Origin of the sequence: Streptomyces sp. NPDC050759 (assembly GCF_044456945.1) — a bacterium.
In the GTDB taxonomy this organism is placed as follows: Bacteria; Actinomycetota; Actinomycetes; order Streptomycetales; family Streptomycetaceae; genus Streptomyces.
This window is the reverse complement of the sequence record NZ_JBITGI010000013.1, coordinates 269,682-293,541: the sequence shown is the minus strand read 5'-3', so window position 1 is coordinate 293,541 and position 23,860 is coordinate 269,682. Positions and strand designations below refer to the sequence as shown.

Here is a 23,860-nt window from a genome sequence, read left to right as displayed (position 1 = left end):
GCATGGGCCGCTCAGAGGTGGACGTCCAGGAACTTCCGTACCTCGGCGATGGTCATAGGCCCCGTGCCATGCGCCACCGCCTCTCCCTCCTTCAGGAGGACGCAGGACGGGGCTCCGGTGATCCCGTATCGCTCGGTTGCTGCCGGACAACGCGTGATGTCGGTGCGGACGGCCGTCAGGCGGCCCGTGTAGTCGTCGGCGATGCCACCTACGACGAGGTCCATCACCCGGCAGGGCTCGATGGCCTTGGGCCATGTCCCGGTGAAGTATGCGAGGACTGGAACCTTGCTCATCCCGAGGATGAAATTGAACTCCGCGTCCTCGCGGGGCCGGTGAATCCGATTCGCCATGAACGCTCCTGGCCTCACGCTCCGTCATTCCATCCCCATCATCCCTCGCGCGGGGTGCCAGGACGGCCCGGTCGGTCGTCCGGCTGACCTGTCGGAAGGGAGGCACGGGGCGTCGCAGAACCACGGTGGTGCCCGGCGCGGGCGGCACGGCCCCCGCCCCTGAGCGGCGCGACGAGCGGGCTGGTGCGCATCGTCCACCGAATCCAGTCGAGCCGTACCCGCCACCGCGCTTCTCAGAGACAACGCCCCGACGGGCTTCCCGAGGCCCTGTCCGGTCTTCGCCTCAACCCCCGGTCTCAGCCGGCTCGTACCGCTCTTCCCCGGGCCGCATGAGCCAGTTGGGGGAGGCGTCGAGAACGCGGCACGATTCCGGGATCGCTCGCGGACGCGGTCGTGCACGGTCGGCGTACGGGTCAGCTGCCCCGAAGGCCGACCGCCAGCGTCAGCTCGAGGACCCGGTGTGGCGATGCGAGATCCGGGAACAGCTCCCGCAGCTGCGACATCCGGTACCGGACGGTCTGGGGATGGACGAACAACGCCGCCGCCACCTCGTCGCGCCTGCCCTGGTGCAGCAGCCACGCCCGCAACGTCTCCTCCAGCTTCCGTGCGGTCGCGACAGGCAGGGTCCGCAACGGTGCGAGGGCCCGGGCACGCAGGTCTGCGAACGCGTCCACGTCGGCGCTCAGCACCAGCTCGGGCAGGTGGTCCTCGGTGTCGCGGATATCGGAGGAGAGGGAGCGCGCGCGTATGGCCCGGGCGTACGAGGCGGACGCACGAGTCCATGGCCGGGCCGGGCCCACCACGGCGGCGCGGTCGGTCAGCTGCCGCAGGAGATGCGATCGGTCGGCATCGGGGACGAGCAGCACACCGGTGGCGTCCGGCAGATCGTCGAGGACGAGGGTGCTCGGGTCGAGCGAGCGGTAGGCAGGTCGGGCCTGGGCGGCGGGCAGCAGGACCGCGGTCAGCGAAACCGGAGGCTGCCACCCGGCCCGTTGAGCAGAGGCCAGCAGCACGTCCGGGCTCGCGCCGGCGAGGAGGTCGCGGGCCAGGTGTTCGAGGTGGCGCTCTTGGTCCCGGCCGCGGGCGGCAAGTTCGTCGGCGTGGCCCGCGGCGCTCGCGGCGGAGAGCTCGTCGATGTAGGCGAAGGTCAGCTCGGCGAACTTGGCGACCTCGGCGGCGGGCAGACCTGCGGGTACGGCACCCGCTGCCAGGCATCGCCAGGCCACGCGGGCGCCGACGCGGTAGGCGCTGAGCAGGGCGTCCATCGAACGGCCGTCGCGCACCTCGCCGCGGCCCAGCTCGTAGGCCGCGTCACCGGCGTCGACGCCTGTGGTCTTTCCGCTCGCGAGGTCCAGGTAGTGGCCCAGGGCGGTGCGGACGGCTCGGCGGATGGTGGCGCCCATGCTGCCCGAAAGGGCGTTGGCGTAGGGCGGGACCTCGTCGATGATCGCCTGAACGACCTCGTCGGCGGTGGTCTTCAGCGCCGCCCGAAGTGCGGTGACCGTCGTCTCATCCAGGGCCAGTTCGCTGGCCCTCTGGATTGCATGGCTCACGTTTCTATTCCCTGCGAACAATTCAGCCAGCCAGATTTACGTCCTGCGGTCAGGACTTTACGCCTTGAGGCACAGCAAGCTGGAGTCATGACGAGTACAGCCCTGCGCAGCAGGGCGTGGAAACTGCTGGAGATGGTCACGACGCCACTGCTGCCGTCGGACTACCTCGACCTGGTCAGTCCGCTGCGTGCGGGCGCTGACCTGCGGGGGCGCATCGAGGCCGTGCACCACGAGACGGGTGACGCCGCGACCATCGTGATCAGGCCGGGACGGGGCTGGCGCGGCCACACAGCCGGTCAGTACGTGCGGATCGGGGTCGACGTCGACGGGGTGCGCCTGTGGCGTGCCTACTCCCTCACCTCACCCACAAACCGCCAGGACGGCCGCGTCACGATCACCGTGAAGGCGATCCCGGACGGCAAGGTCAGCAACCACCTGGTCCGCAGAGCTAAACCGGGCACACTGATCCAGCTCGACCAGCCGACCGGTGACTTCGTGCTGCCGCAGGCCAAGCCCGCCAAGGTGCTCTACCTGACGGCCGGCAGCGGCATCACGCCCGTGATGGGCATGCTGCGCGACACCGAGTTCGACGACGTCGTCATGGTCCACTGCGCGCCACAGCCACACGACGTGATCTTCCGCAACGAACTGCACGACCTGGTCGCGGACAAGAAACTGCGGCTCACCGAGGTGCACACCGACACCGACGGCATGCTCGACATCGCCCGTCTCGACGCACTCGTGCCCGACTGGGCCGAGCGCGAGACCTGGGCCTGCGGGCCCGCGGGCCTGCTCGACGCCGCCGAAAAGCACTGGAGCGAGCACGGCGTCCCCGAGCGCCTGCACACCGAACGCTTCCGCCCCAGCATCGTCGTCGCCGGCGACGGCGGCGAGGTCACGTTCAGCGCCACCGGCAAGACCGTCGACGCGGACGGCGCCACGCCGTTGCTGGACGTCGGCGAGGAGGCCGGCGTGCTCATGCCCTCCGGGTGCCGCATGGGCATCTGCTTCGGCTGCGTCTCGCCGCTCAAGGCGGGCGCCGTCCGCGACCTGCGCACCGGCGAGATCACCGAGGCCGAGCCGGGCGTCCTCATCCAGACCTGCGTGTCCGCCGCCGCGGGCCCCTGCGACATCGAACGGTAGGAGCACCTTGACCGCCATCGACCCCACCGCCCACCTGACCGCGCAGCAGATCGAGGAGCTGGGCCGCGAGCTGGACGCGATCCGCGACGACGTGATCGCCGCCCGAGGCGAGAAAGACGCCGCCTACATCCGCAAGGTCATCTCGGCGCAGCGCAAGCTCGAGCTGGTCAGCAGGGGCGTACTGCTGTTCTCGATCTTCCCGCCCGCGTGGCTGCTCGGCACCGCAGGACTGTCCGTGGCGAAGATCATGGACAACATGGAGATCGGCCACAACATCCTGCACGGCCAGTGGGACTGGATGCGGGACCCGAAGATCCACTCCACCACCTGGGAGTGGGACCACGTCTCGCCGGCCGAGCAGTGGAAGCACTCGCACAACGAGCTGCACCACACGTACACCAACGTGATCGGCAAGGACAACGACCTCGGCTACGGCATCATGCGCGTCGACGAGGACCAGAGGTGGCATCCGATCCACCTCGGCCAGCCGCTGTGGAACTTCCTCAACGCGTGCTTCTTCGAGTACGGCATCGCGGCGTACGACCTGGAGCTCGGCAAGAACCTGGACAAGCGCCGCCGCAAGAACCCGGAGTTCCGCGCGCGCGCCAAGGCCGTGGGCCGCAAGATCCGCAAGCAGGTGCTCAAGGACTACGTGATCCACCCGCTGCTGTCGGGCCCGTCGTTCCTCCCCACGCTCGCCGCCACGTTCACCGCGAACCTGGTCCGCAACATCTGGTCCCACTCGGTGATCATGTGCGGGCACTTCCCCGAAGGCGTACAGGTCTTCGAGCGCCGCTCCATCAAGGGCGAGACGCGCGGCCAGTGGTACCTGCGCCAGATGATGGGCTCCGCGAACATCAGCGGCAGCAAGGCCATGCACTTCATGACCGGCAACCTGTCGCACCAGATCGAGCACCACCTGTTCCCGGACCTGCCGAGCAACCGGTACGCCGAGGTCGCGGTGAAGGTGCGCGCGCTGTTCGAGAAGTACGACCTGGAGTACGTCACTGGCCCGCTGCCCAAGCAGGTGTTCTCCGCGTGGCACAGGGTCTTCCGGCTCTCGCTGCCGAACACGAAGCCCAAGGTCACAACGCCAGACCGCGAGCGGGAACTCGTCGCCGCCTGATTCCCGGTATTGGTGCAGTTCCATCGGCCGTACCGGCGGCACCGCCGGGCTAGGTGAGATCCATTGCGGACGGTGGGCGACCGCGACGTCAGAGCGTGCGACACCGGATCCGGGACAGCCGGCGTCCGGGTGCGCTGGTTCGCCAGGGCCTCGTACGCCGCCTCGGAGTCAGCCTCGTCCGCGCCGAACCATGCCGGGCCCGGCTCGTCGTCCTCCGTGTCGCACAGCCGCATCACGTAGGCAGCTCAGAACACCTGCAGGGACAGGCCCCAGGGGAACCGCGCACCGCCCCCCGGGAGGCTTGTTCCGGCCCGCCCCGCCGATGCCGTGTACGACCCCGTTTCGGGAGCCGCCGAGGGCCCTGATTCGGGAGGTCGCGCAGCTCAGGTGAAGGACAGCAGCATGTTCGTCTCGCCGATGGCCAGTGTGGTGCCGATGACGCAGAACAGACCTTGAACGGCGCTGGTGATGGGCATGCGCAGCCGGGCGTGGACGTAGCATGACAAGGCGAGCGCACACGGGACGAACCAGACCACGGCCAGCTGAAGCGGCGACACGTCCTCGCCCCTGGCCGGCGTATGCCCCGGCGGCTCCGAGTGCGACATCCCCACGATGAACATCAACAGAGCCACTCCCGCGAGGGCCGTGGCATCGGCCACCGCCAGCAGCAGCGCGACCGCGGCATCGGTCAGCCGAGAGGGCCGCCGCCTCTCCGCCCCGATGCCCTCATCCTCATCCTCATCCGTGACGGACCGCCCGCCGAAGCGTCGCCGCAGTCCGCCGATGCCGTTCCGCGTTCTCTCCCACCAGACCACTGCTCGACTGCACCATGGAGGCGGCGATTCCACCCCGCCCCGGTCCATAACGACTCGGCTTCCGCCGACGCGGGCCGACACGGGCCGACGCGATGTCGTACGGGGCGCCATGGGCGGAAGGTGATGCCGGCGGGCCTGCGCGCAGGGACCGCCCGGATACCCGTCGCTCTCGGGGACGGCCGCCGCCCGCACGGGTCTCAGGGTTTTGCCGGCGACGTTGACCCGCGCACGCTGATCGTCCGCGTGCTTGTGGACCGATTCGCCGGCGGATTCGTCGACTTGTCCGGGTGCTGTCCTGGGGCCGGAGAGCCTTGACACGCCCGCCTGCAGCCAAGCGCTGCTCGAGGGCTCGCAGCAGCGGCGTGACGACAGGGCAATGTGCGCACCGCCGTGATCCATGATCCACACCGGATCCCGCCGGCACCCCGCGCGGCAGAACGGACCAACGGCCAGCCCCACAACCTGCCCGAGGACGCTGTGGAATGGGTCGAAGCGCTCGCCGCCCTGCGGAGGGCCGCGACCGACCCGAAGATCTACCCCTTCCGTGAACACGTCGCCCTCGCCCGCGAGAAGGCTGCGCAGACGATGCGCGGGGCAGTCCCCGAGCGCCGTCCCCCGGCTCCTGCGGCCGTCGACCGTCGGGCAGCGGATCCAACGTCGTCCAGATGCAGACTGCCGCGGAAGGTGCTGCCATAGCCCCCAGCGGGGGCTCTTGACAGGCGACGACCATGCTCAGTGCAACTCGACCTCCACGGGATCGTCTTCGAGGAAGCCGCCCGACTGGTGGTGCCACAGCTTGGCGTACGGGCCGTCCAGCGCGAGCAGTTCCTGGTGACTGCCCTGTTCGACGATCCGCCCGCGGTCGAGGACGACGAGCTGGTCCATGCCCGCGACCGTGCTCAGCCGGTGCGCCACCACGAGCGCCGTCCGCCCCTCCATGAGCCGCCACAGCGCCTCCTGGACCAGGATCTCGCTCTCCGAGTCCAGGGCGCTGGTGGCCTCGTCGAGCAGCAGGATCGGCGCGTCCCGCAGGATCGCCCGCGCGAGAGCCACGCGCTGGCGCTGTCCGCCGGAGAGTTTGACGCCGCGCTCGCCCACCAGGGTGTCGAAGCCGTCCGGCAGTGCGTCGGCGAACTCGGTGACGTGTGCCGCCTCGGCCGCGCGGCGGATCTCGGCCTCGGTGGCGTCGGGCCGGGCGAAGGCGATGTTGTCCCGAAGGGTGCGGTGGAACATCGCCGGGTCCTGCGGCACGTACGCCATCAGACCCCGCAGGTCGGTCTGACGCAGTCTGCTGATGTCCTGTCCGCCGACCAGGATCCGGCCGCCGTCGATGTCCTGCATCCGCAGCAGCAGCCGGGTGAGTGTGGTCTTGCCGCCGCCGGACCGGCCGACGAGCCCCACCTTCGTCCCGCCGGGCACGAACAGGTCGAGCCCCTCGAAGAGCAACTCCGCACCCGCGTGGGCGAAGTTCACCTGCTCGAAGCGGACGTCGGCCTTCCCGGGCAGCAGCGGCTCGGGCGACGGCGGGTCGAGCACGGTCGGCGGGGTCAGCAGCAGTTCGGTGAACTGCGCGGCCTCCGTCATCGAGCTCTCCAGGCGACGGTAGATCTGGTTGAACTCGAACATGATCCGGGTCGCGTTGGAGTAGTAGGTGAAGGCGACCACGACCGCCTCCACACCGTGGCTGCCTCCGCCGAGCGTGACCGCGAGGAGCAGGCCCAGCGCGTTGGTCAGCACGGACATCGGCGCGACGAAGGTGTCGATGCGCAGGTTGCCGTAGTCCCACGACCGGAGCATGAGCCGGCGTGAGGTCGCGACGCGGGAGCGGTGCTCGGCGGCCTCGCGTGCCTCGGCGCCGAACGCACGGACGGTGTCCATGTTCATCAGGCTGTCGGCGACATGTCCGGAGACCCGCGCGACGGCCGCCTCGCGCTCGGCGACCAGTGCCTGGCGGCGCCGGATGAGGGGTGCAGCGCACAGCGCCGTCACCGCGATCATCGTCAACAGTCCTACGACGAGCAGCGGTTCGTAGCGCCACAGCACCACCGAGCCGAACAGCAGCGGTACGACGTTGCCCACGACCTGGAACGCCAGGGTGTCGACGAACGGCTCGAAGCGGGTGGCGAAGCTCAGGACGCGCTTGGTGAGGGACCCGGCGAAGTTGTCGTGGAAGAACGTGGCGTCCTTGGCGAACAGTTCGTCCATTCCGATCACGTACAGGTGCTCGATGCCGAGGGCGTCGAGACGGTTCATGCAGTGCAGGGCGACCCGCCACAGCGCTTCCGCGAGCAGCAGGACACCGGCGAAACCCAAGACGTACGGCAGAGCCGACCCGACAGTCAGTTCGGCGCCGTCGGCGATGTCGCCGGCGAGCCTCGCGACGATCAGCGGGGCGATGTAATTGAGGCCGATGCCGCCCAGCGCGAACAGCAGCATGGCGGGAACCGTCAGCCGGCGGAGCCGGGCCAACTCCCGTCCGTAGTAACGAAGTGCGAGGAGTACCGCGCCTCGGCGCGGCGTGATCTTCTCCAGCTCAGGCGTCTGCATCCTAACCCTGTGTGTATGGGGAGTAGCGGTCCGAGTTCGGCAGTGTCCCGCGGCGGCGCCCTCGGGGTCCACGCCTTTTCCGGCAGGTCGCGCCGTCAAGGACGGTCAAATCTCGAGTGACGCAAGGGGATTGACGTAGAAAGCGCTTGCCGCCTACGGTCCCCCGAATGGGTATGCAGCGAAGATTCGGCTGGGCGTCGCTCGCCGCGGCGACCACCATGGCACTGGCGGCAGGAGTGACCGCGGCGCCCGCCGCCCACTCCGCGGACGACCCCGTACAGATCGTGGTCGACGGGAACGACGTCCGCGCGGACAACGTGAACGGCCTGACCTACAAGGGCCTCGGCCTGCTCAGCTGCAACAGCACGAGCAACCTGCTGATGGACTACAAGGCGGAGCACCCCGAACGGTACTGGCAGCTCATCAGGGTCCTGTTCGGCGGGAAGAGCCCTCTGATCAACCACGTCAAGATCGAGATGGGTTCGGACACCAACACCTCCACCGGTTCCGATCCCGCGACCATGCGCACCCGCGACGAACTCGCCGACGCCTCCCGCTCACCGGGCTTCCAGCTCGCCGCCGACGCCAAGACGGTCAACCCGCAGCTCAAGGTGTCGATCCTGCGCTGGGTCATGCCCCAGTGGGTGCAGACCGAGTGGAACAAGGGAACCGGCACCGACGAGATGTACCGCTGGTACAAGGAGACGATCCTCGACGCGTACCAGAAGTACGGGTACATGGTCGACTACGTGAATCCGGACACCAACGAGACCACGAAACCCGACATCTCCTTCATCAAGTGGTACAAGAACACGCTGGCGAACGACACGGAATTCAGCGATTCCCGGTATGGGCTGACGGCCCGTCAGCAGAGTTCGGCCGCGAGGGCGTACCACGACATCAAGATCGTCGCCTCGGACGAGAACACCACGAAGAACATCGGCCCGGCGATGCTCACGGACACCGAGCTCTTCGGCATGGTCGACGCGGTGGGCTACCACTACACCACCGACGACCGCCTGGACGGCACGTCCGACAGCGCCACCTACCGGCCGTACACGAAGCTGGCGACCGGCGACAACACCCACGGTCAGGACAAGGAGGTCTGGTACAGCGAGGGCGTCGGCTCCTTCGGCTGGACGGACTACCGGGTCTCCAACACCGAGGGGCCGGGCGGCGCGAGCACGGGTATCGGCGGTGTGCAGAGCGCCCTGGACATCGCCAACCGCTCGGTGAAGAGCTACGCCAACTCCAAGCGGACGCACTACATCTTCCAGCCGGCGATCGGGGCCTTCTACGAGGGCGCGCAGTACAGCCACAAGGAGCTGGTCAGCGCCCGTGACCCGTGGTCGGGGAGCATCCACTACGACGCCGCCGTGTATGTGATGCAGCACTTCACCCAGTTCGCGAAGACCGGCTGGGAGAACGACACCAACACGGCCGGCATCTGGCGCACCGTGCCCGAGGCGAGCTACAGCGGCGTCAGCGGCACCGAGAACGTCGACGGCTCGAACGGCGCCCCCAGCTACATGACGCTCGCCGACCCGGCGAAGAAGGACTTCTCGACGATCGCCGTCAACGACAGTGACCGGACGAAGAGTTACCGCATCAAGGCCGAGAACATGGTGCTGGGCGGCGATCCCACCATGGAGGTCTGGGAGACCCGCGCGGCGGACCCCGGCCAGGCCTACGACGCCAACTTCAAGCATCTCGCCGCCCAGATACGGCCCGACAGAGACGGCTATTACACCTACACGGTCAAGCCGCGTTCGATCGTCACGTTCACCACCCTCGACCGCAGCTCCGACAAGGCGACGAGGCAGCGCCTGCCCGAGACCGCCGCCCGCACGGTCCTCGACACCGACGCGACCGGCAAGAAGCACGACACCCACGACAGCGTCCTGTACGCCGATGACTTCGGGTACGAGGAGGAGGGCCGGGTCGCGGTCGGCACGGACAACGGCGCCCGCAAGATCTCCCAGCCGTACCTCACCTCCCGTGGCAACCAGCCCCGCTACCTGGTCGACCAGACCGGCGCCTGGGAGGTCGGCAAGGGCCCGAGCGGCGACAACGTGCTGTACCAGTACCTGGACCAGTCCATGAAGGACACCGGCGCCTGGAACCGGAACACCCCCAACACCACGGTCGGCGACTTCCGTTGGGAGAACTACCGGGCTTCGGTCGACGTCTCCTTCCCGGACCCGGCCGGCGGCCTCGCCACCCTGGGCGTACGCCAGCAGAAGGGCATGGCCGCGACCGACGCCGCGTACAGCGTCGGGATCGGCCCGAGCGGGAGCTGGACCTTCTCCAGGTACGGCACGGCACTGCGGACCGGGACGGTCGCCGCGTCCGACGGCTACCGCCTCGCCGTCGAGGCCAAGGGCGCGACCGTCACCGCGTACGTCGACGGCCAGGCCGTCGCCACCTACCAGGACCCGACGCCGGTGACCGAGGGCCGGGTCAAGCTCGGCACCGACTTCCACACGACCGCGTTCGACAACCTGAAGGTCGAGAAGGTCGCCGGCTACACCCCGTACGCCGCCACGCTGACCGACAACATGGACAGCTCGGTCGCCTACGAGGGCACCTGGAGCCGGAACGCCTCCCTCGGTGACGCGATGAACTGGTACCGCTCGACGTCGACCAGCGCCACCGCGGGCGCGACCGTCACCGTCCCGTTCCGCGGCACGGGCATCGACGTCATCGGCGGCAACGACGGAAGCGCCGTCCTCGACGTCCTCGTGGACGGCCGGTCCGTCGCCCGGAACGCGAAGACCACCGCGACCGACAAGCGTCAGGCGACGTACTCACTGCGCGGCCTGCCCGACGGCAGACACACGGCGACGTTCACCCTCAAGTCCGGGAAGATCGTGCTCGACGCCTTCACCGCGCTCTCCGGCGACGTGGACGGGCCGGTCGACACGACACCGCTCCGGACCGCCCTGGACACGGTGGGCTCCCCGGACCGGACCGACTACACGGCCGACTCATGGGCCGACTTCACCACCGCACGCACCGCCGCCAGGGCAGCGGTGCGCGGACAGAAGGGCCTCGACGCCCTGGGCGTCGGCCAGCTCGCGAACAGGCTCGTGGACGCCTACGACAAGCTGGTCCGCACGGAGCCCTGACCAACACCACCGGCGGGCCCGCCCCTTCAGGCGGACCCGCCGGCCAGGGGCAGTGACCGGAACCTGTGAAGGCGTCGTCCCGGCATCGATTCAGTACCGGTTCCTCACCTGCCGTCCACGGCCTCCCGAGTCGCTGCCGAAGATAACCTGGTCTGCGGTAACTCCGGGGGAGGGGGACGAGTTGGGGTGGATGGGCGACCGGGGCTCGGCACGGTCGGGCTCGTTGGAGGACGCCGACGAACGCCGTCGGCTGTCCACGCTGGATCTGGTGGGGCTCGCCGCCGGCGGGGTCGTGGGTTCCGGGTGGCTGCTGGCGGCCGGTAAAGCCCACTGGGCGGCCGGTGACAACGCCGTGTGGGCCTGGGCGGCCGGCGGAGCGCTGATGCTGCTGATAGCCGCCGTGATGGTCGAACTGGGCATCGCCGTCCCCAAGACGGGCGGCCTGATCTTCCTCCCCCTGCAGGCCGCGGGCCCGCTGGTGGCCACGGTCGTGGCCGCCGGGCTGTGGATCGTGTACGCGGTGAATCCGGCGAGCGAGGCAGTCGCCATGGTCCACGGACTGGCGAACTGGTTCCCGTCGTTGCTGCGGAACGGGGAGGCGCTGAAGAACGTCGCCAAGCCCACCCCGCAGAGCATGGAACACGCCTACGACTTCTCCATGACCGGCGTCCTGTGGGCTGTGGTGTTCATGGCGCTGATCGTCGGGCTCAACCTGCTGCCACCGCGTCGGCTGATCCGGCTGAACCTCTTCATCACCATGGTGAAGGTCCTGGTGCCGGTGCTGATCATCGTCTGTCTGGGGTTCGCCGCGTTCGACGCCGCCGAGAGCTGCAAGCCGGAGCGGGTCTGGTACTTCAGCGGGCGCTCGGGAACCGCTGAGCACCTGCAGAGCCAGGCCGGGAGCGTGTCGCCGCTGTATGTGGTGCTGGGCGGCGCCGTCATCTACGCGTACATCGGCTTCCAGGCACCGCTCGACTTCGCCGGCAACGTCAAGCGGCGGGGCATGGGCGAGGCGGCGCGGCTGCGCTGGGCGGTGTACGGCACTCTCGTCGGCGCGTTCGCGCTGTACACGGCGCTGCAGTACGTGTTCGGCAGACACTGCCAGGGGCTCACCGGGAACATACTCGAATCGCCGTACTCCCAGTTCGCCGCGGCGGCGACGATGACCTGGCTGGCCTGGCTGATCCGGGTGAACGCGGTGCTGTCCCCGATGGGGTCCGGCCTCGTCTTCACCCACGCCCTGACCCGCGAGGTCGCGGCCCTCAGCCGCGCCCACCTCACCCACCGCGGGCTGCAGACGGCACGCCGGGCGTCGTTCCGGTTCCGGGGCGGCGAGATCGACGCGTACTGGATGATCCTTCTGGTCAACTTCGCGATAGGGCTGGCAATGCTCGTCGTGGTGCGGGGCAACTGGGAGGAACTGGTCGCCCTCAACAGCGTTCCGACACTCGTCGTGTACGCCACGCCGGGCGTCGTCCTGGTGGCGCTGAAGCTGCCGGAGTTCGGGCGGACGCGCCAGATGGTGCACCTGGCGCTCTCCGCCACCGCGTTCGTCGCGATCGCCGTCGTGATGCTCGAGGCGGAGTGGCCCAACGTGTGGCGGGGCATGGCCGGCGTGGGGATCGGCTCGGCGCTGCTGCTCGGTCTCCCTTGGCTGGCCAGACGCGATCTGCCCTTCATAGGAAGCCTGTTCCGGCGCTACGACGCCCGGGACCACGTCTCTCGCTTCGCGACCCGCGGAGACCCGGCGGTACGACCGGTGCTGCTGTTTCTCGCGCACTGGGCGGTGATCGTGGCGTGCACACTGCTGAGGGACGTGCTGAGCGAGGATCTGGCCGTGGTGCCGCGGCTGATCGTGGCCCTGTCGGCGGCCGTCGTCTTCCCACTGCTGGTCAGGGCCTGCCGCCGCTACATGGACAGAGTGCCGCCCACCCTGCCCGAGCCCCGCCGTGAACCCAAGGAAGTGCGCGTCACCGCAGGGACTTGATGACCCACTGCGCCGCCTCGTGCTGCTCGGCCGCCCGCAGTTCGGCCACCGCGTCATCGCGGTGGCCCACGTCCGACCAGCGGCCCACCGTGGCCCGCAGCAGCAGCTCGGCGTCCGGCAGCGGCAGTGCCAGCACCCCGCCCACCACCTCGACGACGGCGGCCGGGGTCACCAACTGCTCGTTCTCCAGGAACCGTTCGAGCAACGTCCAGGCCTCGTCGCGCAGGTCGGCGCGATGAAGACGGGCCGCGACATCGGCGACCAGGGCGGCGTCGACCGTCAACCGGGTCGAGGGGTCGGAGAGTTCGCGGCAGGCCGCGTCCACCGCGACCGAGTGCCGGGTCCGCAGCGCGCTCAGGCACTCCACGAACCAGTCCCGGTCCGCGTGCGGCTCCATGACCGCCAGGGCCAGCCGGCGCCCCGCCTCGTCCGCGGCCCGGGTGCGGTCCCGGCTGCGCTCGACGTTGTCCAGCAGGGCCACCAGTTCGGTGCCGGAGCGCCCCTCGACGCCCACGGCGGCGACATGGCGCAGCAGCCGGGAGCACTCGGGAGCCGCGTCCTTCTCCGGCAGCCACTCGTCCAGGTGTTTGAGCTCGTCGAGGGGGCGGGGGGCGGAGCCCGGGGTGGCGGAGCCGGCCACGATGTCGGCCAGCAGGTCCCGGGTGGTGCCGGTCAGGGCCGGTTCCTTGTGCCAGTACGACACGAGCGCGGCGAGTTCCTGGACGTTCGTGTGCCCGGCCGCGTAGTGCCGTACCAGGGCGCACTTGGCGGGTGAGTCCTCCTCCCTCGCCAGCAGCGCGCAGAGCTTCACCACGTGCCGGGGCCGCGTGGTGCGGCCGATGTGCTCGGCGAGGGCGTCGTGACCGGCCCCGCGCCGGGCGATCAGCTTCGCCACCAGCCGCCGCGTCATCTCCACCTGGGTCGCGTCCGAGGCCTTCAGCCGCTCCTCGATCCATCGCTCCAGGACCCGCCCGACCGGGCTGAGGTGCTGGAACGCGCCCGACAGGTCGGCGATCTCCTCGCCCTCCTCGCCCGGCTTCGCGCGCGGCTCGCTGTCGGCGATCGCCCGCAAGGTCAGTTCCAGCAGCCGGTCGGCCTCGCGGTCACAGCCCTCGTCGCGGAGCGCGGTGTACAGCAACGCTTTGTCGAGGTTGGTGCGGCCGGAGCCGGGACCCGCGAACACCTGCACGGTGCGCTCCGCGAGGTCGGACCCCCGCTCCTGGACGACCCGCACGAACACCGCCACGTCGAAGGCCGTGCGCTGGCAGGCCACGTCGTGCACGATGCTCGCGGTGATCGGGGCGCGCTCGCTGCCGGACTCCGCCTCCTGCTGCATCACGGCCAGCTCGGCGGCCTCCCCGACGGGCCGCGACAGGGCGGCCGTCGCCATCAGCATGACGCCGTCCCGCGGGTCGAAGCGGCGGGCGAGCTTGACGAGTTCATCGACGGGGCGGCGCAGCGCGAAGGCGTACAGGGCGCGCATGGCCATCGCCTCGCGATGCTCCTTGCGCATCCTGTCGAGGATGCCCATGAACTGCTGGACCTCGGCCCGCGCCACCCAGGAGTACGCCTCGTTGAGCGACTCGGCCAGGTCCGGCTGGAAGAGGTGATCGGTGCGGCGGTCGCCCGCGGCGCTGTCGGCGCCGGTCATCCGCCGCCCAGCATCGCGGGTTCGATCTCACCCCAGTACCTGACGAAGTCGGCGGGGTCGGGCAGCAGTTCGCCGGCCTTCCGGTCGACGCGGCGAGCCAGGTCGCGGCTCTGCTCGTCGCCGGCCCTCAGTCGGACGACCACGCGGCCCGCGAGGTCGGGCCGGCGCATCAGATCGGGCAGGTTGCGCTCGCCGTTGAGGAGCAGCTCGCGCACCCATTCGTCCACCGTGCCCAGCGCGCGGGTCCGGGGCCGGCGGCCCTTGGCGTGGTTGGTGAACAGCGGGGCCGCCTCCGAGGCGTCGTTCAGCAGCATCCGCGGCGCGTGGTGGACGCCGCACTCCTGCATCCCCTCGTCGATACCGGCACGGAGTGCGCCGAGGGTGAGGTCCTCGGGATGCTCGGGCATGCCCTGCCCGAGCACGTTCAGCAGATGGCCGCTGAACGGCGTGCAGGTGTCGAGGGGATGGGGCAGGTTCTGGCAGGCGCCGGCCCACGCGTTGTGCACGCTGCCGCCGACCGCGGTGAGGACGCAGGTGCCGTTGTAGCGGGTGCCGAGAACGCCCGGCGGGGCGGAGTCGGCTCCCAGGTGGGGCAGCATGCTGGAGTAACAGCAGTCCGCTATCAGCACTTTGAGGCCGGCCTTGCTCTTCCTGATCGCCCGGTACACGTACCAGGCGGACAGCCATGTCCAGGGTTCGCTGCTGCGCGAGGAGCCGACCGCGAAGTGGACCTGGCCGCCGGGTACGTCCTGCCAGTAGGCGCCGTGCCCGACGTACACCACGAGCAGGGTGTCCTCCGGGCCCTCGCCGGCCGCGGCCGCCTCGTGGAGGGCGCGCATCACGCCGTCGGCCGTCCGCACCTCGTCCGGCTCCAGCACCGGGGACCGGTCGGCGGCGCCCCAGCGCGGGTCCCGGGCCAGTGCGGCCCCGTAGGCACGTGCGCTCGCCTCGATCGTCGGATAGCCCTGTATGCCGGATTCCTCGCCGTATGTTCCAACACCGATCACGAGCGCCCGGGATGCCATGCCGGTCAGCTCCCCTCGGGGGTGGTGAGGCCGTCGGTGCGCGGCGCGGGTTGCGGGTCCTGGGCGGGCGGCGGGGCCTGCGGGGGCTGGACGACGATGATGGTGACGGGTGGTGGATCGAGCCTGCGGCCCCGCCAGTTCTCGATCGCCCGTTGCACGCCGACCTGCACCGCGGCACCGACAGTGCCGCCCAGCACGGCCTCCAGCATGATGGCGGCGAGGCCACCGTCGAGGGTGCCGTCCTGCCCGGCCGTCTCCAGCCGCCAGCTCAGCCCTGTCTCCCGTCCCAGCTCCTCCAGGAGCTGCTCCGGCTCGTCCAGCCCGACCGGTCCCTCGACCTTCACGGAGATCGTCGCCGTCATGTCTCCCGTGCCTCCCCAGCCGCCGCGCGGCGTACCCACCCCACTCTGCCAGGCCGAACACCTGCTGTGCGAGGGCGCGTTGGCGCTCGTTACATGCTCAGTACGTCCTCGCCCACGATCGCCCCCAACGGCGGAGGGGAAGCGGGCGGTTGTGCGCCGGTTTCTCCTGACAGCCTCCATCGGGAAAGGGCCTCACGGCTTGTCACCCACGAAGGCCCTCCGTGCCGTCGTGACGACAGGGAGTCAGACTCGAGCGTGAATCGCTGACCGGGACGAGCAGAGCCCGACATCGGTTGTGAGATCCGGACACCGTTGCTGGCGTGGGCCCTGCTCCCAGTAATCACGCTCTCCCTGCTGCGGTTGTCGGTGAGATTGATCATGGTCGGGTGGGCGGATCCGCAGTCACCGCGGACGGCCAGGCGGGCCCGGTGGTACCCGCGTGGTCGTGGCGCTCGTTCGCGATCCTGGTGCAGGAGAGGTGTGCTGCATGAGTGCGGTTCCTGGCCGCGGCCAACTGCCGCGCAGCGTCGTCGTACGGGTCGATCTCGTCCACCCCGAGTCCTTTCCCTGTCCTGCCCGCCCGGCGAAGCGCACCCCGTCGGCGGAGGCGACCAGGCCGCTGCCGCAGGCCCGTGCATCAGCGGACTTCCGCACCCGCGACCAAACCGCGGCCCGTGGCGGTCAGCAGTAAGGGGGCTGGTTGGTCAGGGACGCTGCCACTCGCATCCACACGCCGAACAGCCGATAGAGGTCGGGCAGTGTGCCCTGCGCCTGGACGCTCCGGCTGTCTGCCGACGTGACCCCCGGAATTCCCAGGAGCGTCGAGGCCACTGAAGCCGACTGCCAGCGGACGGTGAGGACGGACGGATTCGCAGCGACCGCTGACACCTTCGGCACTGCGGAGAGACGGGCAGCGACCGCCTTCTCGATTGCCGCACGTGCTTCCTCCGCCGGCCGCAGCTCTGCCGCGAAACGGTCCCGCGCATACTTCACGGCCACGGTTCTCACCGAGGCGTCCCATTCCGACATCTCTGCGCAGGCGCAGTCGTCACCGGTAAGGACCGCCACTGGAACGCCAAGGGCCGCAGCGGTGGCCTGGGCCAGACCGATCTCACCCACGGGCCGGCCGTCCAGCCACATGTCCTCGATCTCATGACCCATGAAGCTGTGACTCAACACGCCGAGCGCACCGGCCCGCGAGTGATAGCCGACGCAGATCACAGCATCGTGCTCGGGGGTGAGGCCTTCGAGCATGCCCATGTGCTTGGGCTTGCCGCGAATGAGGCGCGCTGCTGGGTGCAGTGCCTCGGGCAGGAGGTTGCGCATCGGGCCGTGCGCGTCGTTGACGGTGATGTCGCTGGCACCGGCCGTGACGGCGCCGCGGACGGCTGCGTTGACGTCCTCTGCCATCATCAGCCGTCCACGCTCGTAGTCCCGGCCGCCAGGCTGGACATCGTCGGCATCCACCAGCCCGGTGATGCCCTCCATGTCCACACTGATGTAGATCCGCACTGCGCAGTCTCCTCAATCTTGATCGTTTCAGGGCCGGGGCGGCGACGACGGCTTCTTCCGGCCCGTGGACCCGGCCGTACGGCTGCGGATCGTGCCCTTCCCCGACGGACCCGAGAACGAGACGGTCGGGGAACGCATCCTCCGCTCCATCGCGAGCCTGCGCGCGGCGTTCGATCCGTCCCCGTACGACATCGTCCACGCCCAGGACTGCATCAGCGCCAACGCCGTGGACGGCCGCTGCGTCCGCACCGTCCACCACATCGACCACTTCACCACCCCCGAACTGGCCGCCTGCCACGAACGGGCCATCGTCGAGCCGTACGCGCACCTGTGCGTCTCGCAGTCCGTCGCGGACGAACTCACCGACGGATGGGGCATCAAGGCGCAGGTGATCCCCAACGGCGTGGCGTACGAGCGCTTCGCACGGACCGAACCGGCGGCCCGCGCCGCCTGGCGCTCTCAGCTGGGCCGGTACGTCCTCACCGTCGGCGGCATCGAACCCCGCAAGGGATCACTCGACCTGCTGGAGGCGTACGCCCTCCTGCACGCCGAGCACCCGGACGTGCGGCTGATGATCGCCGGTGGCGAAACCCTCTTCGACTACCGCGACTACCGCGCCCACTGGGAGACCCGGGCCGCCGAACTCGGCATCGACCCGGCCGTCCTCGGACCGGTCCCCGACGACGAACTCCCGGCGCTCGTCGCAGCCGCAGACGCCTTCGCCTTCCCTTCCCTGAAAGAGGGCTTCGGCCCGGCCGCGATGGAGGCGCTGGCCGCCGGAGTCCCGCTGGTCGTACGGGATCTCCCCGTCCTGCGCGACGTCTTCGGCCCCGCCGCCCGCTTCGCCGCCACGGCTACTCCGGATGGCCGCTCGCGTCCTCCGACGTGTTCTCGCCCTGGCGGTGAGGAGAGTCCGGCAGGGGGAGAGAGAACCACACGGTTTTGCCTTCCTCGGCGAGCAGGGTGCCCCAGGTGGAGGCCAGTTGGTCGAGCAGGGCCAGTCCGCGGCCCGACTCCTCGTCGGGGCCTGCGGTCCTGGCGCGGGGCAGGACAGGGCTGCCGTCGCAGACTTCGATGTGGAGCTCGTCCCGGGTCCGGCGCAGACGCAGCCGCAGCGGGTCGCAGGCGTGGCGCACCGAGTTGGACAGCAGCTCGGAGGCCAGCAGGCACGCCGTGTCGGTGAGAGCCTCGCAGCGCCAGTCCTGCAGCGTGCGGCGCAGGAATTGGCGCCCTTCCCGCACGCTGATGGGCTGTGCGGGAAGGAGCGCGGACACGGCGGTCACGGGAGCGGGCGGGATACGGGCCAGGAGCAGGGTCACGTCGTCGCTGTAGTCCTGGGGATCGGGCAGCAGGGCGGTGAGAACGGAGTTGGCGGCCTGCTCCAGGCAGGCGGTGTCGGCGACGGCCTTTTCCAGGGCGATGGCAAGGGCGTCGATCTGCAACTCGATGTCGCTGGTGGGGGTTTCCACCAGGCCGTCGGTGTAGAGGGCCAGTACCGAGGCCGGCGGCACGGTGAGCCGGGTCTCCTGGTGGGGCACGTCGCCGACGCCCAGCGGCACACTGACATCGACCGGGAGCCTGCGGACCTGTCCGGTGGTATCGACCACCAGCACCGGCAGATGCCCGGCCGAGCACACCGTCAGGGCGCTCTCGTCGGGGTCCAGGACCAGGTAGCAGCAGGTGACGAGCTGGTCGGGCAGTTCGCTGACGACCGCGTCCAGGGCCCGCATCAGCTGCCAGGGCGGCATGCCGGTCTTGGCCAGGGCATGGGAGGCAGAGCGCAGCTGGCCCATGACGGCGGCGGCCTCCAGGCCGCGGCCCATGACATCGCCGATCAGAACGCCCATGCGGCCGCCGCCCAGGGCGATCAGGTCGAACCAGTCCCCGCCCACGCCGGGTCCCTGGCGTGCGGGGAAGTAGCGGCTGGAGGTGTCCATGCCGGGCAGTGGGGCAGGTGAGCCCATCAGGCTGCGCTGCAGGGTCAGGGCGACATGGCGCTGCTGTTCGTAGAGTTCGGCGAGCTGGGTCTCGGCCTTCTTGCGTTCGCTGACGTCGCGGATGGCGGCGGAGACCAGTGTGCCCTCCGGAGTTTCCAGCGGGCTGAGGCTGATCTCGACCGGGAACTCGGCCCCGTTCCGGCGCAGCCCGTACAGCTCCAACCCGGCGCCCATGGGACGCACACGGCGGTTGTCGACGTAGCCGTGGCGGTGGGTGGGGTGGTGATGGTGGAACCGCTGGGGGACCAGGATTTCCACGGGCTGTCCCAGGAGTTCTTCGCGCCGGTAGCCGAAGAGGGCTTCGGTCTGTGCGTTGACCAGCTGGATGGTGCCGGTGTCGTCCACGATGACGATGGCGTCCGGGGCGGCTTCCAGCAGGGCGCGGAAGCGGGCTTCGGCGGCCTTGCGTTCGCTGACGTCACGTACGGCGGCGGAGATCAGCAGTCCGTCGGGGGTCTGCAGCGGGCTGATACTGATCTCGACCGGGAACTCGGCTCCGTCCCGTCGCAGCCCGTACAGGTCCAGGTTGGCGCCCATGGGGCGGACCTGCTGGTTGGCGGAGTAGCCCAGACGGTGACCGGGGTGTTGAGCGCGGAAGCGCTGCGGGACCAGCATCTCGATGGGACGGCCGAGCAGTTCGTTGCGGGGGTAGCCGAACAGGGCTTCGGTCTGGGCGTTGACCAGGCGGATGATCCCGGTGTCGTCGACGATGACCATCGCGTCGGGGGCCGCTTCCAGCAATGCGCGAAACGGCTCCTCAGCCACAGGGATCATGCTGGGGTGCGTGCGGCGCCTGCCTGGTTCCATGCCACATTTCAGCATCGACTGCGGCGAGGGCGGGCGTCTTGTAGCGAAGTGTCCTTTCGTGACATTTCCTGGCCCGAATGGAGGCGCGGCTTCCGGGGCGTGGAAGAGGTGACTGAGGAGGCTGTCGAGGGTTTGGCGTCACTCCCTGAAGGCTGCCGACGGGTCAACCGGTCTGCGGTGTGCACAAGTTGCAGGGATTCGGTTGTCTCGGTGTCGCGCTCGCCAGTACGGTGGCGCTGATCGCCCTTCCTGTCGTCGCACCACCGTCGGCCCTCGCCGCCGACGCCGATCTGTCCCCGGGCAGGACGGCCGCCTCGTCCTCGACGGAGAACGCAGGGACTCACGCCGCCGCGGCCGTTTACGGGGACACGGGCACCCGCCGGCCCTCGGCCGCGGCCGACGACCAGTGGCTCCAGGTCGACCTCGGGACCACGGCCTCGATCAGCCAAGCACAGGCTGGGAGCGGTCCAGTGCCTGGATCTGCGACTTCTACGACGTGCTGTGGAACGGGGAACGGGGCCGCACGATCTTCTTCCAGAACGAGAAGGCCTACGACGCCCCCAACGCCGCCGCCATCACCCACGACGGCATCGTCGGCTACGCCGCCTACAAGGTCGCCGACACGGTCGACGTCCACGAGGCCTGGGGCCTGGGCAGCTACTGCAACTTCACCTCAGACCCCTCCATCGTGCAGCACCACGGCTTCCAGGTGCCGTCAAGACCGGCATCAAGCCGGACAGCATCCAGGTGATCTCCCTGGGCGGCAGGGGCCAGTACGCCCACGTCGTCAACGACACCGGTGCGCCCACTTCCGGTTCCGACACCGTCCCGTTGAAGATCACCCAGTTCCCGTGACCTGCGGCCGGTGAGTCGGCCCGCCAACGATCCCCACATGCTGCGGACCGCGCTCGTGGTCCAGTCCGCAGAAAATTGGCGGGTCAGGGGCACAGAGCCAACACGAATCCTCGGAGGGCTCTGCGCCTGCGTGGTGGTAAAGACGAACCGTACGGCGCCTCGTAAGTCCCAGCCTCAGCGGATGATCGAGGTCAGCACGTCCACGCCCAGATGCATGAGGCGGTCCGTGTTCAGCCGGTGGTGGATCTGCCGGCCGTCGCGCCGGGAGGTCAGCAGGCCCACCTCGCGCAGGCGTCCGAGGTGGCGGGAGACCTGGGGCAGGGTCATCCCGGTGCGTACGGCCAGGTCGGATGTGGTGATGGGTTCGTTCACCAGGTGCCGGCACAGTGACAGCCGCGCGGGGTCGGACAGGACCGCCAGTCTCAGCCGTACCTGTGCCAGCGTGGCTCGTTCCACCTCGGTGGTGTTCTCGACGGGGAAGTGCACGACGAGCGGGTAGGGCGGGTCGTCCTTGACGATCAGGTGCGGGCGGGAGTGCGCGGACGGTACGAGCAGGCAGCGACGGCCGCGCAGGTCGGCTGTGAGTGACTGCAGTTTGTCGTAGACGACCGCCGGTGGGTTGTGCCGGACGACGGCGTTCGGGCTGAGCGAGGCCAGTGCCTCGGGGAGCGGCAGGGCCTGGACCCGGGCCCTCAGGCGGGTGCATTCGCTGTCCAGCCGGTGCTGTACCCGAGCCCATTCGGCGTCGAAGAACTCGGCGGCACAGCGCCGCAGCAGTTCCAGCAGTCCTGCCCGCATCAGCTCGGGGGCCTGGAGCAGGCTGCGGGCCAGCTCGCCGCGGCTGAAGGAGCGCCGTTCGCTGGAGACCGTGTAGGCGTCGCGGACCGCCTGGTCGGTGAGCAGGGCACGGGTGTCGAAGACACCGCCGTGCACGCTCGGTGCGACACCCAGCACGAAGTCGTTCAGCGGCAACGCCTCCAGCCGGTCGAGTTCCTGCTCGAGTGTTTGTCCCAGGGGCGGTTCCAGCGGCATCAGCAGACGGCAGCGCCGCCGGGTCCACAGGGGCGCGTAGACCGCGATCAGGCTCTGGGCCTCCGGAGACAGGTCGGCGCGTACGCGTTCCAGCCACGGGCGTACGGCGAGGTGGTGCTCGGGCTCGGCGATCGAGTGGAGGCACGCCATCAGCTCGGCCAGTGGTGAGAGACCGACGGCGACGTCCGCCGGCACCGCGCCCTGCAAGGTGATGACCACGGCCATGCGGCGCAGCGTACAGCGGATGCTTGTCGCGTGTGCGGTAAGCATCACTGCCGCCCCCGGCCGGCCGACCTAGGCTGCGTCCCATTCCCGCCGCTCCGAGCAGTCGTTTCCGCTCTGAGCAGTCCGAGCAGCGAGAGGCTCCGGCCATGCACCTGTTTCTGCAGACGTTCTTCAACCCCGACGAACTACTCAAGGCGTTTCCCGTCCTGCTGACCGAGGGCCTGCGCAACACCCTGCTGATCGCCGGGCTGGCGATCGTCTTCGGTGTCGTGCTCGGCGTGCTGCTCGCGATGCTGCTGCTGTCGCACCGCCGGTGGGTGCGGCTGCCCGCGCGGATCTATGTGGACGTGTTCCGCGGTCTGCCCGCGATCGTGACCGTCAGCCTGGTGGGCCTGGGTCTGCCGTCGGCCGGGATCCGGCCGTTCGGCCGTGATCCGCTCGGCTACGCGGTCCTTGCCATCGGTCTCATATCGGCGGCCTATCTGGCGGAGATCTTCCGGTCGGGTATTCAGGCCGTTCCGTCGGGGCAGCTCAGCGCGGCCCGCAGCCTGGGCATGTCCTATCTGACCGCGATGCGGGTGATCGTCGTCCCGCAGGGCGTACGGAACGTGCTGCCCGCTCTGGCCGGCCAGTTCATCATCGACATCAAGGAGAGTGCGCTGGTGTATCTGCTCGGGCTGGGCCTGGGGCAGCGCGAGCTCTACTTCATCGCACAGGAGCGGCAGGCGGCGACGTACAACTCCTCCGCACTGGTGGCCGCCGGTGCCTGCTATCTGATGCTGACGGTCCCGCTCACCTTCCTGGTCAACCGGCTCGACCTGCGCCTGCGCACCGGCGGACGGAAGACGAACAAGCCCGCGGCCCCTCCGGTCGCCGGTACGCCCGCCCCCGCCGTGATGGAGGTCTGAGCCATGGCCAAGACGCTGTCCGAGAAGAACTCCCGCTCCGAGCAGGCGGGCACGGGCACCGCGGCAGCGGTCGCCGTGCGCGACCTGCACAAGCGCTACGGCGACGTGGAGGTCCTGCGTGGGGTGGATCTCGATGTCGCCGCGGGCGAGACCGTGTGTGTCATCGGCCGGTCCGGTTCGGGCAAGTCCACGCTCCTGAAGTGTATGAACCTGCTGGAAGCCCCGACGGCGGGCGAGATCCGCCTGAGCGGTGACCTGATCACCGGTCCGGGTGTGAACGTCGACGCCATCCGCACCCGGGTCGGCATGGTCTTCCAGCACTTCAACCTGTTCCCGCACCTGAGTGTCCTGCACAACGTGACCGTGGCCCTGCGCAAGGTCCGCGGGATGGACAGGGAAGCGGCCGACACCGCCGCCATGACCCAGCTGGAGCGGCTCGGCCTCGCAGGGCTCGCCCATTCCCGGCCGAGTCAGCTCTCGGGCGGTCAGCAGCAGCGGGTGGCGATCGCCCGAGCCCTGGCGATGGAGCCCGAGGTCATGCTGTTCGACGAGGCCACCTCGGCGCTGGACCCCGAGCTCGTCAAGGACGTGCTCGACGTGATGCGGCTGCTCGCCACGTCCGGTATGACCATGATCGCCGTCACCCACGAGATCGGCTTCGCCCGCGAGGTCGCGGACCGAGTGGTCTTCATGGACGAGGGGCGCATCGCCGAGTCGGGCCCTGCCCGCCGGACACTGGAGCACCCGGAGACGGCTCGCTTGCGCGAGTTCCTCGCCCGCGTCCTCTGAAGCGCCGCTTCTCCGTACCCCTCCCTTTCACCGCCCATCCCTTCCTTG

Annotated in this window: 17 protein-coding genes and 2 pseudogenes; 9 read left to right on the top strand and 10 right to left on the bottom strand. The window is 69.6% G+C overall.

The features are described 5' to 3' along the window. Nucleotides 1-11: 11 nt before the first annotated feature. Complete coding sequence (locus ACIBJB_RS33330; RefSeq protein WP_398936165.1) at nt 12-350, bottom strand: thioredoxin family protein; 339 nt, start codon at nt 348-350, stop codon at nt 12-14. 413 nt (nt 351-763) lie between these two features. After that, nucleotides 764-1,903: a PucR family transcriptional regulator gene (locus ACIBJB_RS33325; protein WP_398936163.1), complete on the bottom strand. Its 1,140-nt coding sequence runs from the start codon at nt 1,901-1,903 to the stop codon at nt 764-766. 87 nt (nt 1,904-1,990) lie between these two features. On the opposite strand from ACIBJB_RS33325, the gene ACIBJB_RS33320 reads away from it, so the two are divergent. Beyond that, complete coding sequence (locus ACIBJB_RS33320; RefSeq protein WP_398936161.1) at nt 1,991-3,046, top strand: ferredoxin reductase; 1,056 nt, start codon at nt 1,991-1,993, stop codon at nt 3,044-3,046. Between the two features lie 7 nt (nt 3,047-3,053). After that, nucleotides 3,054-4,172 carry a fatty acid desaturase family protein gene (locus ACIBJB_RS33315; RefSeq protein ID WP_398936159.1) on the top strand — a complete coding sequence of 373 codons (1,119 nt, stop codon included), beginning with the start codon at nt 3,054-3,056 and terminating at the stop codon, nt 4,170-4,172. Between the two features lie 383 nt (nt 4,173-4,555). Here ACIBJB_RS33315 and ACIBJB_RS33310 read toward each other — a convergent pair whose 3' ends face one another. Further along, nucleotides 4,556-4,987 (bottom strand): hypothetical protein, encoded by a 432-nt coding sequence (locus ACIBJB_RS33310; RefSeq protein ID WP_398936157.1) that lies wholly within the window; start codon nt 4,985-4,987, stop codon nt 4,556-4,558. A gap of 732 nt (nt 4,988-5,719) precedes the next feature. Next, nucleotides 5,720-7,534: an ABC transporter ATP-binding protein gene (locus tag ACIBJB_RS33305; RefSeq protein WP_398936154.1), complete on the bottom strand. Its 1,815-nt coding sequence runs from the start codon at nt 7,532-7,534 to the stop codon at nt 5,720-5,722. A 167-nt stretch (nt 7,535-7,701) separates the two neighbouring features. Here ACIBJB_RS33305 and ACIBJB_RS33300 point away from each other — a divergent pair, with 167 nt between their 5' ends. Both ACIBJB_RS33300 and ACIBJB_RS33295 read left to right on the top strand, forming a co-directional pair. Continuing rightward, entirely contained in the window at nt 7,702-10,662 is a 2,961-nt protein-coding gene (locus ACIBJB_RS33300) for a GH59 galactosidase (protein WP_398936151.1), read from the top strand. Between the two features lie 190 nt (nt 10,663-10,852). Next, entirely contained in the window at nt 10,853-12,649 is a 1,797-nt protein-coding gene (locus tag ACIBJB_RS33295) for an APC family permease (RefSeq protein WP_398936149.1), read from the top strand. Here the strand turns inward: ACIBJB_RS33295 and ACIBJB_RS33290 are convergent. The 3 genes from ACIBJB_RS33290 to ACIBJB_RS33280 are packed head-to-tail and all read right to left on the bottom strand — an operon-like array spanning nt 12,633 to nt 15,687. After that, nucleotides 12,633-14,300, bottom strand: a complete 1,668-nt coding sequence (locus tag ACIBJB_RS33290; RefSeq protein WP_398936147.1) for a hypothetical protein — start codon at nt 14,298-14,300, stop codon at nt 12,633-12,635. The two genes, ACIBJB_RS33295 and ACIBJB_RS33290, sit on opposite strands and share 17 nt — an antisense overlap. Further along, a complete protein-coding gene (locus ACIBJB_RS33285) occupies nt 14,297-15,325 on the bottom strand; it encodes a hypothetical protein (RefSeq protein ID WP_398936145.1) in 1,029 nt (342 codons plus the stop codon). The genes ACIBJB_RS33290 and ACIBJB_RS33285 overlap by 4 nt, the downstream gene beginning before the upstream one ends. Before the next feature lie 5 nt (nt 15,326-15,330). After that, the gene (locus tag ACIBJB_RS33280) at nt 15,331-15,687 is read right to left on the bottom strand and encodes a hypothetical protein (RefSeq protein ID WP_398936143.1); all 357 of its coding nucleotides are present in this window, start codon (nt 15,685-15,687) and stop codon (nt 15,331-15,333) included. A gap of 487 nt (nt 15,688-16,174) precedes the next feature. Between ACIBJB_RS33280 and ACIBJB_RS33275 the strand changes: the two genes are divergently transcribed. Beyond that, the gene (locus ACIBJB_RS33275) at nt 16,175-16,378 is read left to right on the top strand and encodes a hypothetical protein (protein WP_398936141.1); all 204 of its coding nucleotides are present in this window, start codon (nt 16,175-16,177) and stop codon (nt 16,376-16,378) included. On the opposite strand, the gene ACIBJB_RS33270 is transcribed toward ACIBJB_RS33275, so the two are convergent. Then, on the bottom strand, nt 16,369-17,199 hold the full coding sequence (locus ACIBJB_RS33270; protein WP_398936139.1) for a M55 family metallopeptidase: 831 nt from the start codon (nt 17,197-17,199) through the stop codon (nt 16,369-16,371). The two genes, ACIBJB_RS33275 and ACIBJB_RS33270, sit on opposite strands and share 10 nt — an antisense overlap. 64 nt (nt 17,200-17,263) lie before the next feature. On the opposite strand from ACIBJB_RS33270, the pseudogene ACIBJB_RS33265 reads away from it, so the two are divergent. Continuing rightward, a pseudogene (locus ACIBJB_RS33265) lies at nt 17,264-17,980 on the top strand (MSMEG_0565 family glycosyltransferase); the annotation flags it as partial. 73 nt (nt 17,981-18,053) lie between these two features. On the opposite strand, the gene ACIBJB_RS33260 reads toward ACIBJB_RS33265, so the two are convergent. Beyond that, a complete protein-coding gene (locus ACIBJB_RS33260) occupies nt 18,054-19,970 on the bottom strand; it encodes a PAS domain S-box protein (protein WP_398936137.1) in 1,917 nt (638 codons plus the stop codon). A 523-nt stretch (nt 19,971-20,493) separates the two neighbouring features. On the opposite strand from ACIBJB_RS33260, the pseudogene ACIBJB_RS33255 reads away from it, so the two are divergent. Next, a pseudogene (locus tag ACIBJB_RS33255) lies at nt 20,494-20,858 on the top strand (sialidase); the annotation flags it as partial. A 174-nt stretch (nt 20,859-21,032) separates the two neighbouring features. Here the strand turns inward: ACIBJB_RS33255 and ACIBJB_RS33250 are convergent. Continuing rightward, a complete protein-coding gene (locus ACIBJB_RS33250; protein WP_398936135.1) occupies nt 21,033-22,115 on the bottom strand; it encodes a DUF5937 family protein in 1,083 nt (360 codons plus the stop codon). A gap of 146 nt (nt 22,116-22,261) precedes the next feature. Here ACIBJB_RS33250 and ACIBJB_RS33245 point away from each other — a divergent pair, with 146 nt between their 5' ends. Further along, the gene (locus ACIBJB_RS33245; RefSeq protein WP_398936133.1) at nt 22,262-23,023 is read left to right on the top strand and encodes an amino acid ABC transporter permease; all 762 of its coding nucleotides are present in this window, start codon (nt 22,262-22,264) and stop codon (nt 23,021-23,023) included. Nucleotides 23,024-23,026: 3 nt separating this feature from the next. Further along, nucleotides 23,027-23,812, top strand: a complete 786-nt coding sequence (locus ACIBJB_RS33240; protein WP_398936130.1) for an amino acid ABC transporter ATP-binding protein — start codon at nt 23,027-23,029, stop codon at nt 23,810-23,812. Nucleotides 23,813-23,860 lie beyond the last annotated feature (48 nt).